Consider the following 13,539-nt stretch of genomic DNA (forward strand, 5'->3'; position numbering starts at 1 on the left):
CGAACTTGGCGCAGGCCCATGACCACCCCATTCGCCCCCGCTCCGGCCCCTGCCCTGCACCGCATCCGCGAGATCGAGGACGCGTTCGGCACCTGCCTGCGGCTCTGGGTCGAGCCGCATCATGGCGGCGGCATCGTCGCGATGGAACGCGCCGACCTGGCCGAACGCCCGCGCATCCTGCTCGACGTGTTCGGCGCGGAAATGCTGTCCGCGATGATCCTGTCGGCACGGATGACTTCCACCGGCATGCAGATCCCGGAGGAGACGGTCGACGGCCGCTTTCCGGTCCGCTTCGCGCTGATCCAGCACCCCGCGCCCGCCGTCCGCCTCCAGTGCGGCACCGGTGTGGACACCGCCCGCATCGATCTGCCCGCGGTCCTGTGGGACCGGGTCTATGTCGAACTCACGCTTGCCGTCACGGTCGCGCGCGAACTGGCGCGACGCCCGTCGACGTTGCACTAGACTACATCCGAAACGGATATACCATTTCCACCAGCGCGGTCTTGCGAGATCGCGCGACGACTTGGCGCCGCGCTTCGGCTTTCGTCGCGCTACATCACGGCGTCTTGCCCATTGTGCTTCCGTAGCAGCCCTTAGCGGCGTTGTGCGCACTATTCTTTCGGCGCGCTTGCGGCGAAAAGCCGCCCGTCACCGCACCACACGCCGTCCCTTCGGATGGCCACGGAAAGGACAAGGATGGCCCAGTCAATCGCGCAGCACACGCCGGAAGCCGCCAACGACCAGACGGCCGAGCGTATCCGCGTGCGCTTCGATGTCGTCGTCACCGATCCTCGGGCGCTGTGGCATGCGGCGGCGCGGCTCGCGCTGTGCCAGCCGGGCATGACGATGGCGGACGTCGAGGACGTGCTCGGCCCGGCCGAGGATCCGATGATCGCCGACTGCCTGGCGATGCTGACCGCGCCCGATGCGATCCCCGGCTGCTTGCCGCTCGACTTCGCGGTCGCCGCGGCCACGCCCGCGCCGCGCGCGCAGCACCGCGAGCCGACGATGCGGTCGCTCGCGGTGCGTGACTTCGTCGCAGCGGGCGGCACCGCCACCAAGCAGTAACGCGAGGACGTTCAGGGACTGCTCCGCAAGGGGGAGCGATCCGGGTGCCGGCTTCCGGGGGGAAGCGGCAGGGGAAACGGATCAGGGCCGGCGATGCGCATGGGGATGCGCGTCGCCGGCTTTTTCGTGTCCGTCCGCGGCGTTCAACGCGTGCGTGGCACGCACTTCGACGTCGCTCGCTACGGACGCCTTTATCCAGACAGATGATTTGGGAAGTCGCTTTTCAGAGCGCGTAAGCTGCCGCCAAATGGATCGGCGCTTAAAATGGTTCGAGCCGACGATGCGCAAAGGGGGGACGCATCGCCGGCTCTAGCCTTTTCGGATCGTTACATCCGAACCGTTGTGACAAGGGGCTTAACGATCCAAGCTCGTCACAGTTTCATTATAGCGGCATTTTGGTGATTTCGGGCGATTTCATGCCCTCCGGAACAGTGCTTATTCCGCCGCCGACACGCCGAGCAGCTGCGTCGCCGGATAGGTGGCGGCACCGACGCTGACCGATACCACGCCGTTCGTCGCCGACACGCCGTCGACCACGCCGAGGCCGTTGACGCCGGTCGTCACGTCGCCACCGGTCGCATCGAGCGCCTTCATCGCGAGCGAATAGGAACCCGCCGCCGCCTTGGTGCCGTCGTCCCGGGTGCCGTCCCAGGTGAAACGGCCCTTGCTCGCCGGATCGACCGTGCGGGTCGCGACCACCGTACCGCTCGCATCCGTCACGGTGGCGGTGAGCGAGGCTGCGCCGGTGCCGGCGGTCCAGTTCCATTCGGCAGGCTTGGCGCCGAGCGCGGACGAGGTGCTGTTGAAGCTCGCTTCCTTGCCGATGTACGACGAGGCCTGCGCCATATCCTGCGCGGTGAGGCGCGTGAGGATGTCCTTCAGCGTCGAGGTCTGCTGGACCGATTGTTCGACTTGCGAATATTGGACGAGCTGCTGCGTATATTGCGACGTGTCCATCGGGTTGAGCGGATCCTGGTTCTGCATCTGCGTGGTGAGCAGCTTCAGGAACATGTTGAAGTCCGCACCGATGCCCGACGCAGTCGCTGTGGTGGCGGCCGCCGCCGGGGTCTGCGCGGTGTTCGCATTCGTGTTGGTGGTCACGGTCGTCATGATCGCTGGTCCCTCATGCTAATCGGTCGAGCACGCCGAGCCCGCTGCGGGAGCGGCGAAAGGCGGTGGTATCGTCTTGGGGTTCGCCCGCGATCGCGGCGGCCCAGCCCGGCTGGTTGCCGCGCGGGCTGCGCTGGCCGTCCTGCCCCTGTCGCTCGGAGCCGAAGCTGAACGACTGCGCATCGGTCCGCACGCCGGCATCGCCGAGCGCGCGGGTGAGATCGCCGCTGTCCTTCCTGAGCATGTCGAGCACGGTGGCGCTGTCGGCGGAGATCACCGCGCGCAAAGCGCCGTCCTCCGCGAACCGCATGTGGATCTGGATATGGCCATGCTCGGCGGGGTTGAGGCGGAGCAGGAATTCGTTCTGCCCGGCGTTGATCTGCCGCGCGATCTGGATGCCGGTCTCCGCGCCGATCTGGCCGGGGCGGACGGAGACGGTGGGTGCATCGGGCGTGACCGGCGCGGCTGCGGCGGTGTGCGTCTGGGGGACGGTGGCCGATGCGTCGAGCGCCGCCTTGAAGTCGCTGGTCGGCGCGGCTTCGGCGTTCGCGGGGGTCGGCGCAAGCGGTTCGGGGGTGGGTGCCGCATGCGCTGCTTTGGCGTCGGTCGTGGTGGCAACGACGGCCTTGTCGTCCTTGGCTGCGGCCTTGCCGGTCGGAGCGGCGACGTGCGGCGCAGGCGCGAGCGGCGTCGGCGTTGCGGCAAGAACGGGGGCGGCAAGAACGGGGGCGGCAACCGGCGGGGTCTGGATCGGCGCCGGCTGGGGCGCGGGCGCATCCTTGTCGGCGGCCTTCGTCTCGGTCTCCGGTTCGCCCGGCGTCTCGCCCTCCGGCTCCACCTTGGGCACGACGGCTTCGCCGACGGCGGGTGCCGGCGCAGCGGGCGCGGCCTCGCCGTTGGCGGCGGCGATCAGCGCGGCGAGCGTGGCGTTGGCGGTCGCTGGTGTCGACGCCTGCACGGGCCTGGCTGCGGGCGCATCCTTGGTGGCCGGTGCATCGTCGGCGGCCACGTCGTTGGGCGGCGCATCGTTGGCGGTGCCATCGACCATCGCGGCGAAGCGATCGTCGGTGTCGGCCGCCTTGGGCTGCGGCGCGGGCGCGGGTCGTGCGGGCGCGGGGGCCGCGATCGGGGTCATGGGCGCATTATAGGAGGAAATCAGCCGATCGCGCCGAGCGCGCGGACACGCGCGCGCGGGTGGATCTCGTTCTGCGACAGCACCACCGTGGCGGGGCGCACCCGTTCGATGATCGAGCGGACGAACGGGCGGATCGACGGGTTGGTGAGGATGCACGGAATCTCGCCGTCGCTCGCCTGCCGGTCGAACGTCTCGCGGACGTGGGCGATGAACTTCTGGAGGTTGGAGGGCGCCATCGCGAGATGCCGCTCGTCGCCGTCGCCGATCACGCTTTCGCTGAACTCGCGGTCCCATTCGGGCGAGAGCGTGACGATCGGGATCGCGCCGTCGCGCGCCTGCTGCGACGAAATCTGCCGGGCGAGCCGCGCGCGGACATATTCGGTCATCTGCGTGAGGTTGTTGGTGAGCGGCACGGCCTCCGCAATGCCTTCAAGGATGGTCGGCATGTCGCGTACCGACACGCCCTCCGCCAGCAGATTCTGGAGGATGCGCTGCACCCCCGATACCGAAATCTTCGAGGGCACGAGATCGGCGGCCAGCTTCTCGCTGTCCTTGTGGAGATCGCCCAAGAGCTTCTGCGTCTCGCTGTACGAAAGCAGATCGGCGATATTGTCCTTGACCAGTTCGGTTAGGTGGGTGGTGACGATCGTACCGCAATCGACCACGGTGAGGCCACGGAAGTTAGCCTCGTCGCGCAGTTCGCGGCCGATCCACAAGGCGGGCAGGTTGAACACCGGCTCGCGCGTTTCCTCGCCCGACAGGCCGGTGGCGGCGCCCGAGGGATTGATGACAAGCAGCCGGTCGAGCCGCACCTCGCCGCGCCCGACTTCGGTTTCGCGGACATAGACGACGTAATCGTTGGGCTTCAAAGCCATGTTGTCGAGGATGCGCACCGGCGGCAGCACGAAGCCGAAATCAGTGGCGAACTGGCGGCGCAGCGCGCGGATCTGGTCGTCGAGGCGCGGCTCGGCATTGGCGCCGTTCGCCATCGGCAGCAGCGCATAGCCGATCTCGATCCGCACCGCGTCGATCGCCAGCGTCTGCGAGATCGGCTCCTCGACTTGGGCGGCGGCGACATCGGCCGCCTGCGCCTCGGCCTTGGCGATCACCGCCTTGCGCTCCGCCTGCTTGCTCATCGCCCAGGCGGCATAGCCGCACACGCCGGCAAGCGTGGCGAAGGGGATGAACGGCAGCCCAGGCATCAGCGCGAGCCCGCCGAGCAGGAATGCCGACATGCCGAACGCCTTGGGGAAGCGCCCCAACTGGTCGCCCAAAGCCGCGCCGGTCTGCCCGGTAACGCCGCCCTTAGAGACCAGCAGGCCCGCCGCCGTCGACACGATCAGCGCCGGGATCTGCGTGACGAGGCCGTCGCCAACGGTCAGCGTGGTATAGGTGTTGAACGCGGTGAAGAAATCGACGCCGTGGATCGCGACGCCGAGGATCAGCCCGACCACCGCGTTGATGCCGGTGATCAACAGGCCGGCGACCGCGTCGCCCTTCACGAACTTGGACGCACCGTCCATCGCGCCGAAGAAGCCGCTTTCCGCCTCCAGTTCGCTGCGGCGTTCGCGCGCGGTCTTCTCGTCGATCATGCCGGCGTTCAGATCGGCGTCGATCGCCATCTGCTTGCCGGGCATCGCGTCGAGGCTGAACCGCGCCGCCACCTCGGCGATGCGGCCAGCACCCTTGGTGATGACGACGAAGTTGATGACGATCAGGATCAGGAAGATGGTGATGCCGATGATGGTCTGGCCACCCATCAGGAACTCGCCGAACGCCGCGATCACGCCGCCCGCCGCATGCGTGCCCTCCTGCCCGTGCGACAGGATCAGCCGCGTCGAGGCGAGATTGAGCCCGAGCCGCAGCATCGTCGCGATCAGCAGGATGGTCGGGAAGGCGCTGAGCTGAAGCGGCTTCTCGATGAACAAGGCGGTCATCAGGATCATCACCGACACGGTGATCGACAGCGCGAGGCCGAAATCGAGCAGCCAGCCCGGCATCGGCAGGATGAGCATCGCGATGATCGCGACCACGGTGCCGGCAAGCGCGAGATCGCGGCCCGCGCCGATGCGTTCGAGAAAGGCGTTGAGGCTGGTGGGCATGAGCTATCTCAGCAGGGGGAGACGGGGAAACCCGCATCCATGAAGGTGCGCAGCTTGTTGCGCATCGTGCGCACCGAGATGCCGAGGATCGAGGAGGCGGTGGTGCGGTTGCCCCGGCACTTCTCCAGCGTGTGCAGGATCAGCTCGCGCTCGACTTCGGCCATGGTGCGGCCGACCAGACCGTCGACGGTGGTGCGCGCGGTCGCGCGCGGCGCGGTGTTGAGCACCACGTCCGCCGCCGCGATGGCGCGCCCGCCCGCGAGCATCACCGCGCGGTGAACGGTGCCTTCGAGTTCGCGGACGTTGCCCGGCCAGTCGTGGCCGCTCAGCAGATCGAGCGCATCGTCGTCGAGCCCGCCGTCATGCTGGTGATATTGCGTGTTGACCGCCTGCGCGAAATGACGGGCGAGCAACGCCACGTCCTCGCCGCGCGCGCGCAGCGGGGGCAAGGCGACCTGGATCATGCCGAGCCGCGCGAGCAGATCGGCGCGGAACGTGCCCGAAGCCACCCCTGCGTGAAGATCGCCGCTGTTGCTGGCGATCAGCCGCGCGCTTTCGTCCATGCGCGGGCCGCCGATGCGGTTGCCGACGCTGGTCTGGAGCAGATCGAACAGGCGCCCCTGCGTGTGCGGCGGCAGCGCGCCGATCTCGCGCAGGAACAGGGTGCCGCCGCGCGCCTCCGCGATACGGCCGATGCGGCGTGCGACCGCGCCGGGGAAGTCGCCCGCGGCATGGCCGAACAGTTCCGATTCGATCACCGCCTCGCTCGCCCCGGCGCAATCGACGGTGACGAACGGCCCCGGCATGCGCGACGCGTCGTGGATCGCGCGCGCCATCAGCGCCTTGCCGCAGCCGCGCTCACCGGTGACGAGGATCGCCGCGCCCGCCGGTGCCATCGCCAGCCCGAAGCGCACCGCCTGCCGCAGCGCGGGCGCATCGCCGACGATCGTGGCGGGGCGGCGGGCGACCGCGGCGATGGCGGCGGCGATCAGATCGCGGTCGGGCGGGAGCGGCACATAGTCCCAAGCGCCCGCGCGTACCGCCGCCACCGCCTGTTCGGCCGGCGCGCCGATGCCGCAGGCGAGCACCGGCACCGCGAAGCGTTCGGCGCGCAACGATGCGAGGAAGCCGGGCGTGTCGATCGCGATGTCGATCATCACCATGTCCGCGCCGCCCGTCCGCAACAGGTCGAGCGCCTGCGCGCCGTCGTCGGCGAGCCGCACCTGCGCGCCGCCCTCGCGCGCCAGTTCGGCGGCGCGGCGGATTTCGGTGCCGGGCGTACCGGCCAGGATCATGCGGACCGTGCTGTTCACCGGTTGGGGCACTGGGCTCAATTCTCGTGCTTGACGATTTCGGTCAGCGTCACGCCGAGCGAATTGTCGATCATCACCACTTCGCCGCGTGCGATCAGGCGGTTGTTGACGAGGATGTCGATCGATTCGCCGATGCGGCGATCAAGCTCGACCACCACGCCCGGGCGCAGCGCCATCAGGTCGGAGATCGGCATGCGCGCGCGCCCGAGGATCGCCTGGACGCGGACGGGCACGTCGAACAAAGCTTCGAGACCGGCCGGCTCGCGGGCGTTCAGGGCAACCTCGTGCCCGGCATCGAAGCTGGTGGCGAAGGCGGCGGGTTCGGGGGAGGCGGGCGTTGCGTCCATGTTGGTCTCCATCACGCGTTCATCCATTGCCGGATGACCGAAATCGATTCTGCGGGGTTGGCGGTGATCGTCTCGCCGATGCGGCGCAGCGAGGAGGCCTTGATGCCGCCCTCGACCTGGGCGAGCGCGATCTCCTGATCGAGCGCCTCCATGTGCGACACGCCGTCGGCCGAGGGGAGCGCCGCCATCTGTTGCGTGCCCCCGGCGAGCGCGGGCTGCGCGGTGCGGCCGAGCAGCGGCTGCTGCTCGCCGCCACCAGCGACGTCGCCCTCGCGCAGATCGGCGCCGCCACGGGTGCGCATCATCTTGAGCGCGAACAGCCCGATCGCGCCGATCACCACCAGTTTGAGCAGGTTGAAGATCTGGTCCTTGGGCAGGCTGCTCAGGAAGCTGCCGAGCGGCGCGACCTCCTCGGGCTGGGCGAAGGGCATGTTCTCGATCGCCACGCTGTCGCCGCGCTGCGCATCATAGCCGACCGCGTTCTGGACAAGCGTGGTGAGGCGCTGCACCTGCGCCGCGGGCAGCGGCTTCGCGCCGCTGTCGATCATCACCGCGACCGTCAGGCGCTTGAGCGTGCCGGGCTGGCGGACGACCACCGCGTTGGTGCGGGTGTTGTCGTAGGTCGTGTCTTCGGAAGTCTGCTTGCTGTTCGCTTGGCGCGTGTCGGTGCTGCCGCCGCCGGCCGGGGCGCCGCCGCCGGGCAACTGGGCGGAGACCGACGCGCCCTGCGCGGCGGCGTTGCCCTCCTGGCTCTGATCGCCCGATTCGACCGAGGTCTGGTGCGCGATCACCTGCTTGTCGGGATCGTAGGTCTGCGATTCTTCGCGGCGGCTGTCGCGGTCGATATTGGCGGACACCTCGGCGCGCACCTTGCCCGCGCCGACGATCGGCTCGACCAGGCTTTCGATCTGGGTGCGGAGCTTCTCCTCCATCGCCTGCTGCATCTCGTCGGTCTCGGCGTTGGTCGCGGCACCCGCATCGCCGGCGCGCGCGAGCAGCCGGCCGGTCTGGTCGACGATCGACACCGATTCGGGCGAGAGTTCGGGCACCGAGGAGGAGACGAGGTAGCGGATCGCCTGCACGTTCTCCGGCGAGAGCCGGCCGCGCGTGCGCACCGTCACCCCGGCTGTGGCCTTGCGGCCGCCTTCCGCGAACACGGCGCGTTCGGGCATGACGATATGGACGCGCGCGCTCGACACCGATTCGAGCGTCGAGATCGAGCGGGCGAGTTCGCCTTCGGTCGCGCGGGTCTCGTCCATCTTCTCGCGGCTGGAGGACAGGCCGAACGGGCTGGCGCTGTCGAGCACATCGTAGCCGATCTTGCCGCCGACCTGCTCGCCCGCCATGCTCATGCGCAATTGCGCGAGCTGGTCGGTCGGTGCCATGATCGCGGTGCCGTCGCCCGAGATGCGGAACTTGACGTTCTGCTGGCTGAGCTTCTGCGAGATGCTCTGCGCCGCGCTCGGATCGAGATCGGTGTAGAGATAGCCCATCTCGGCCGCGCTGCCGCGAAACGCGAGAAAGGTCAGCGCGGCGAGCATCGCTACCGCGACGCCGCCCATCAGATACATCCGGCGCGTGCCGATCTGCTTCAGGAAGGATTGGATCGCGTTCAAGCTGGACCTCGGCACTTGCGGGACCACCTGTCCCCATGCCGATATTATAGGATGGTGCCGGCGGCCGAATTTGCCGGCTAGGCAAAAATTTCCGCGTGGGGGTTTGGGGGGGCGCTCTAGCGCCTCTGCCCGTAAGCCCGCGCGCCTGTCCGTCTGTTCGCTTCCTTCTCCCGTTCGTCCTGAGTAGCTGCCGAGTAGCCCGCAGGGCGTATCGAGGTAGTGTATCGAAGGATATGCCCCGCGCGCTACCTGTGCTTCGATACGGGCTCTCGATACGGCGCTACGCGCCTACTCGATCCCTACTTAGCACGAACGGGGTTGGAGAAGGTCGGCTCACGCGGTGCGTGCAGCGAATGCCGCTCTACACAGTTCGTCCCGAGCGAAGTCGAGGGGCATGCTCCACGCGCAGGTGTCTCGACTTCGCTCGACACGCACGGCGCGTTTGATGAGTCCTGCGCTACTTCGCCGCGCGCCGCGTGAAATAGATGTGGATGCGCACCCACGCGCCGACCATCGGCTTGCCGCCGACGCGCGGCGGCCGGACGAGGAACTGCCACGCCGCCAGCCGCATCGCGCGCGAGAGGCCCGAGCCGATCGGCGATTCACCGAGCGATCGGCAATTGTCGACATGATAGGCTTCGATCGTCCGGCAGGCGATGTCGGCATATTCGGGATCTTCGACGTTCTTGGGCATATAGCCGTTCAGCTCGGCGTCGGTCGGCTCGCGATACCATTCGGCGTTGAACAGCCGCTCGCCGCCCGGCCCTTCGCCCGGCCCATAGGCCGCGCCGCCGTTATTGCCGCCGCCGGGCTTGTCGTCGCCGCTGTCGCTGCCGTGGGTGGGCAGTTTGGAGATGTCGGTGGCGGCGAAATCGTCCTGGCTCATGGTGATGAGCTTGGGCGGCACCACCACCGGCGGGGGCGGCGTGATCTCGGGCTTGGGTTTGGTGATCTTGGGCGCGGTCGCCTTCTGCGCGTGCTGGACGGGCGACTTCTCGCCCTTGGCGGCAGGCTTCTTGGCGGGATCGGGCACTTCGGAAGGCACGAACAGGTGCAGTTCACTCGGCTTGGGCGGGGTCGCCGCCGGGCGCTGCGAGCCCCACAGCAGCACCAGCAGCGCGATCGCCAGTTCGATCGCGAGCGCGAGCCCGAACGCGAAGGCGTGCCGCCGGAACGACCGATCGTGCCAACGCCAATATTCGTAACCGCCTGCCAGCATCATCCGCGCAAAAGACCCACGCCCGTTTCACCACCGCTCCGGCCCGTGCGCCCCCTGCCCGGCACCCGTCCGTTCGAACGGGCAGCCGAGCCATAGGGGGCCGGGTGTTGCGCCGCAACGCTTCACCTAAGCCGATCTACATGGACGCGGGCGGACGGCGAAATGACGTTCGCGTCATGTCGGAAGTAAGGCGGTCAATCGCGCTCGGGCACGGGCACGTTGAAACCGTTGAGCGTCATCGACACCAAGGCATAGAGGCCGACCAGATAGATCAGCTCGTTGGCGCCGTGCTGGCCGAACGTCTCCACCGCGAGGCGATAGCACGGTTCGGGCAGGACGCCGCCGTTCACCAGCGCGAAGGCGACGTCATAGGCGACGCTCTCCTCCGCGGAGAGATCGGCGGGCTTGATGTTGGCGCACAGCGTGGACAGGCGCGCAGGCGACATCTTCTCGCGCTCGGCCACGGCGATATGCGCGTAGATCTCGTACGCCGCATCGAAATGCGCGCCGGTGACGAGGATCGCGATCTGGCGCGCAGGGTCGGGCAGCGTCGCCTGCATCGACATCGCTTTGGTGAGATCCCACACCGCCTTGCCGATGACGGGTTCGTGCAGCCACGGGTTCCACGGCCCCATCAGCGCGCCGTCGTCGGACAGCACCTTGAAATCGTTGAAGTTGGTAGCGATGCCGGCCTTCATGTCCTCATACAGCGGCTTCTGTTCGGGCGAGAGGTCGGCGGGAGCGATCAGGGGCAGGCGCATCGGGCTTCTCCTTGTGGGGACGTGTGCTCAATAGCCGGGTTCGTGCGGCGGTTGCGTGAAACCGGCGTCATGTATCCGTGGCACCGCCTGAAACTCGCTCTTTCGCGAGTTTTCAAACGGGCTAAGGCCGTTCGCGATGCTGTCACGCCTCGTCCTCACCGATTTCCGCAACCATGCCGACCTGACGCTGGAACCCGGCGCGGGCTTCGTCGTGCTGACCGGCGAGAACGGCGCGGGCAAGACCAACGTGATCGAGGCGGTGTCGCTGCTTGCGCCCGGGCGGGGCTTGCGGCAGGCCGCGCTCGGCGAAATGGCGCGGCAAAGTGGCAAGGGCGGCTTCGGCGTCGCTGCGACGATCGGGGACGATGTACAGATCGCCACCGGCACGCTCCCCACTGCGTCGGAACGACGCGTGGTGCGCATCCAGGGTGCCGCCGCCGCCGCCACCGCGCTTGCCGAATGGGCGACGGTGCTGTGGCTGACGCCAGCGATGGATCGGCTGTTCGTCGAGCCCGCGTCCGAGCGCCGCCGCTTCCTCGACCGGCTGACGCTCGCGCTCGCGCCCGGCCACGCGGTCCACGCCAACCGCTACGAGGCGGCGATGCGCGCACGCAACCGGCTGCTCGGCGAGGCGGCCGACGGCGGGCCGCTCGATGCCGAGTGGCTGACTGCGCTCGAAGCGCAGATGGCCGAACATGGCGCGGCGATCGACACCGCGCGGCGCGAGACGGTGGCGGCGCTCGGCGGCCGCCTCGCCGCGCAGCCCGAGGGTCCGTTCGCGCGCGCCGGGCTCGTGCTGGCGGGCTGGACCGGGGAGAGCGCCACACTCGCCGCCGATCTGGCCGGCGGGCGGCGGCGAGACATGGCGGCGGGGCGGACCCTGGTGGGGCCGCATCGCAGCGATCTTGCCGTCACCCATCTCGACAAGGCACAGGCGGCGGCCCTGTGCTCGACCGGCGAACAGAAGGCGTTGCTGCTCGGCATCGTGCTCGCCCATGCCCGGCTGGTGGCGGAACGGACCGGGCGGCATCCGGTGCTGCTGCTCGACGAGGTGGCGGCGCACCTCGACCCGCGCCGCCGCGCTGCCCTGTTCGAGGCGCTGTCGGGCAAGGGGCAGGTGTGGATGACCGGCACCGAAGCGGCGCTGTTCGCCGAACTGACCGGCGACGCCACACGACTCGCACTGCCGATTCGCTGAACGCCAGCTTTCGACACGGCTCACCGCGCGTTCAAGCGGGGCGCGGCACAGATCGTCTCATGGCGGGGGCCATAGGGAGATGAGATGATGACGACCAAAGGCTTGATCCTCGCTGTCGCGGCTGCGACCACCAGCCTGTTCGCGGCGCTGCCCGCCACCGCCCAAGGGCATGGGGACCGGGGCCGCTGGGACTGGGGCCCGGGCGACCGCCCCTACCGGCTCGCCGGGCCGGGCGTGCCGATGCTGTTCCCCGAATTGCGCGGCACCCCGCGCGGCCGCGCGTTCGTGATGCGCAACTTCGACTTCAACCGCGACGGCTTCATCAACCGGCGCGAGGCGGACGCCGCCAACCGCGCCTTCGCCGATGCCGCCGGCCCCAATCGCGGCCGCTTCGACTGGGATCACCGTGGCCCAGACCGCGTCGTGGTGCGCGAGGAGATCGTCACCGGGCCCGGCCATTGGGACCGCGCCGCGATGCGCGACTATCACTTCCGCCAGACGCCCGAGGGCGCGCGCATGACCTTGCAGGAGGACGTGCTGTTCCAGACCGACTCGGCGGTGCTGCGTCCGCATGCGATCGACAAGCTGCGTGCGCTCGCCGACTATCTGAAGGACAATGGCGGCGTGCGCGTCTCGATCGACGGCTTCACCGATTCGCGCGGCACCGACGCGCACAATCAGGTTCTGTCCGAGCGCCGCGCGGAGAGCGTACGCGCCGCGTTCGACGATCTCGGCGTGGTGCGCGCGCGCTTCCGCGTGCGCGGGCATGGCGAGGCCGATCCGGTCGCCACCAACACGACGCCGGCGGGGATGCGGCTCAACCGGCGGGTCGAGGTGACGCTGCTCGGCCAGCGCGCGGATACGTTCGCGCGGTAAGGTCGCGGGGCGATGCCGGCCGAAGATCGGTCGCCATCGCCCGCTGCGTCAGGAAAGCGGCTGGAAGTGTCGCATCAATCGCGGGGCGACATCCACAGCCCCAGAGCGAACGCCACGTCATCGATCAGATCGGTACAGATAAGGTCGCATGCGCGAACCACGTTTGGCGCGACGCCCGTTCTCCCGGCGACTTCGCGCACGGACTCGTACAAAACGTTCAGCGCGCGCAGCCTTTGATTGCCGTCGTAGCGACGGGCGAGACGGCAGGGTGGGGCGAGGCGATCGGCCAGACTGTCAAGCGACGGCCGCGACGTTACCGCAAACCTTCGGCGTGCGTGCGCAGGCGAGAGCGACGCCTGAAGATCCCAGCGATCAGCAGGATCTGTGTCGGATATCCACCGGTTCCCGTCAGGATCGCGTAAGCCAACGGCGACATGCCCAGATCCGCCAGGTGCCCGAGGTGCGCCGAAGCGGACAGCAATTGAACGGCGCACACGGTAAGCACCCACCATTGCGGATCGCGCAAACTCGCGCGGCAGAGCGCCGCCAGCAGGGCAAGATCGACGATCGCCACCGTCGGCTCGAGGTGACGGTAATTCTGGCCGAACAGGGCCAGCAAAACCGTCTGCATCACGGATGCTGTAACGAAGGACCATGCGACAAACCGCTCCGTCGTGCTGCCCCAGCGGATCGCGGCGCAAAGCGTCAGCAGGCACAGCGGGAAAAAGGCATGCACGTAGATTTGAATCAAAGCGTGAAGCATGACCGGCCCGGAGCAGGATGCATCCAGCCGG

At 68.6% G+C, this 13,539-nt stretch carries 13 protein-coding genes; 4 read left to right on the forward strand and 9 right to left on the reverse strand.

Translation table 11 applies throughout. From position 1 onward, the window contains the following. Positions 1–18 precede the first annotated feature (18 nt). Entirely contained in the window at positions 19–462 is a 444-nt protein-coding gene (locus AC3ANX_RS19085) for a hypothetical protein (protein WP_488334798.1), read from the forward strand. Positions 463–696: 234 nt separating this feature from the next. Then, complete coding sequence (locus AC3ANX_RS19090) at positions 697–1,068, forward strand: hypothetical protein (RefSeq protein ID WP_488334799.1); 372 nt, start codon at positions 697–699, stop codon at positions 1,066–1,068. A 435-nt stretch (positions 1,069–1,503) separates the two neighbouring features. Here AC3ANX_RS19090 and AC3ANX_RS19095 read toward each other — a convergent pair whose 3' ends face one another. From AC3ANX_RS19095 to AC3ANX_RS19130, 8 genes are all read right to left on the reverse strand, one after another. Beyond that, positions 1,504–2,178, reverse strand: a complete 675-nt coding sequence (locus tag AC3ANX_RS19095) for a flagellar hook assembly protein FlgD (RefSeq protein ID WP_488334800.1) — start codon at positions 2,176–2,178, stop codon at positions 1,504–1,506. Positions 2,179–2,191: 13 nt separating this feature from the next. Beyond that, complete coding sequence (locus tag AC3ANX_RS19100; protein WP_488334801.1) at positions 2,192–3,313, reverse strand: flagellar hook-length control protein FliK; 1,122 nt, start codon at positions 3,311–3,313, stop codon at positions 2,192–2,194. A gap of 20 nt (positions 3,314–3,333) precedes the next feature. Beyond that, the gene (gene flhA / locus AC3ANX_RS19105) at positions 3,334–5,415 is read right to left on the reverse strand and encodes a flagellar biosynthesis protein FlhA (protein WP_488334802.1); all 2,082 of its coding nucleotides are present in this window, start codon (positions 5,413–5,415) and stop codon (positions 3,334–3,336) included. 8 nt (positions 5,416–5,423) lie between these two features. After that, positions 5,424–6,710, reverse strand: a complete 1,287-nt coding sequence (locus tag AC3ANX_RS19110; protein ID WP_488334803.1) for a sigma-54-dependent transcriptional regulator — start codon at positions 6,708–6,710, stop codon at positions 5,424–5,426. 35 nt (positions 6,711–6,745) lie between these two features. Further along, positions 6,746–7,087 (reverse strand): flagellar motor switch protein FliN, encoded by a 342-nt coding sequence (gene fliN, locus AC3ANX_RS19115; RefSeq protein ID WP_488337004.1) that lies wholly within the window; start codon positions 7,085–7,087, stop codon positions 6,746–6,748. Next, positions 7,087–8,646 carry a flagellar basal-body MS-ring/collar protein FliF gene (gene fliF, locus AC3ANX_RS19120; RefSeq protein WP_488337005.1) on the reverse strand — a complete coding sequence of 520 codons (1,560 nt, stop codon included), beginning with the start codon at positions 8,644–8,646 and terminating at the stop codon, positions 7,087–7,089. The genes fliN and fliF overlap by 1 nt, the downstream gene beginning before the upstream one ends. 502 nt (positions 8,647–9,148) lie before the next feature. Then, a complete protein-coding gene (locus tag AC3ANX_RS19125) occupies positions 9,149–9,913 on the reverse strand; it encodes a hypothetical protein (RefSeq protein ID WP_488334804.1) in 765 nt (254 codons plus the stop codon). A 191-nt stretch (positions 9,914–10,104) separates the two neighbouring features. Beyond that, the gene (locus AC3ANX_RS19130; RefSeq protein ID WP_488334805.1) at positions 10,105–10,671 is read right to left on the reverse strand and encodes a carboxymuconolactone decarboxylase family protein; all 567 of its coding nucleotides are present in this window, start codon (positions 10,669–10,671) and stop codon (positions 10,105–10,107) included. A 136-nt stretch (positions 10,672–10,807) separates the two neighbouring features. Here AC3ANX_RS19130 and recF point away from each other — a divergent pair, with 136 nt between their 5' ends. Together recF and AC3ANX_RS19140 are read left to right on the forward strand one after the other, a co-directional pair. After that, a complete protein-coding gene (gene recF, locus AC3ANX_RS19135; protein WP_488334806.1) occupies positions 10,808–11,869 on the forward strand; it encodes a DNA replication/repair protein RecF in 1,062 nt (353 codons plus the stop codon). A gap of 84 nt (positions 11,870–11,953) precedes the next feature. Beyond that, complete coding sequence (locus AC3ANX_RS19140; protein ID WP_488334807.1) at positions 11,954–12,745, forward strand: OmpA family protein; 792 nt, start codon at positions 11,954–11,956, stop codon at positions 12,743–12,745. A 313-nt stretch (positions 12,746–13,058) separates the two neighbouring features. Here the strand turns inward: AC3ANX_RS19140 and AC3ANX_RS19145 are convergent, their stop codons facing one another. Next, complete coding sequence (locus AC3ANX_RS19145; protein WP_488334808.1) at positions 13,059–13,508, reverse strand: hypothetical protein; 450 nt, start codon at positions 13,506–13,508, stop codon at positions 13,059–13,061. Between the last annotated feature and the right edge of the window lie 31 nt (positions 13,509–13,539).

The organism is Sphingomonas sp. BRN-1R (assembly GCF_057748035.1).

Coding starts and splice junctions, on each gene's coding strand:
- AC3ANX_RS19085 (WP_488334798.1), top strand. CDS start 19: ATGACCACCCCATTCGCCCCCGCTCCGGCCCCTGCCCTGCACCGCATC.
- AC3ANX_RS19090 (WP_488334799.1), top strand. CDS start 697: ATGGCCCAGTCAATCGCGCAGCACACGCCGGAAGCCGCCAACGACCAG.
- AC3ANX_RS19095 (WP_488334800.1), bottom strand. CDS start 2,178: ATGACGACCGTGACCACCAACACGAATGCGAACACCGCGCAGACCCCG.
- AC3ANX_RS19100 (WP_488334801.1), bottom strand. CDS start 3,313: ATGACCCCGATCGCGGCCCCCGCGCCCGCACGACCCGCGCCCGCGCCG.
- flhA (WP_488334802.1), bottom strand. CDS start 5,415: ATGCCCACCAGCCTCAACGCCTTTCTCGAACGCATCGGCGCGGGCCGC.
- AC3ANX_RS19110 (WP_488334803.1), bottom strand. CDS start 6,710: ATGATCCTGGCCGGTACGCCCGGCACCGAAATCCGCCGCGCCGCCGAA.
- fliN (WP_488337004.1), bottom strand. CDS start 7,087: ATGGAGACCAACATGGACGCAACGCCCGCCTCCCCCGAACCCGCCGCC.
- fliF (WP_488337005.1), bottom strand. CDS start 8,646: ATGTATCTGATGGGCGGCGTCGCGGTAGCGATGCTCGCCGCGCTGACC.
- AC3ANX_RS19125 (WP_488334804.1), bottom strand. CDS start 9,913: ATGATGCTGGCAGGCGGTTACGAATATTGGCGTTGGCACGATCGGTCG.
- AC3ANX_RS19130 (WP_488334805.1), bottom strand. CDS start 10,671: ATGCGCCTGCCCCTGATCGCTCCCGCCGACCTCTCGCCCGAACAGAAG.
- recF (WP_488334806.1), top strand. CDS start 10,808: ATGCTGTCACGCCTCGTCCTCACCGATTTCCGCAACCATGCCGACCTG.
- AC3ANX_RS19140 (WP_488334807.1), top strand. CDS start 11,954: ATGATGACGACCAAAGGCTTGATCCTCGCTGTCGCGGCTGCGACCACC.
- AC3ANX_RS19145 (WP_488334808.1), bottom strand. CDS start 13,508: ATGCTTCACGCTTTGATTCAAATCTACGTGCATGCCTTTTTCCCGCTG.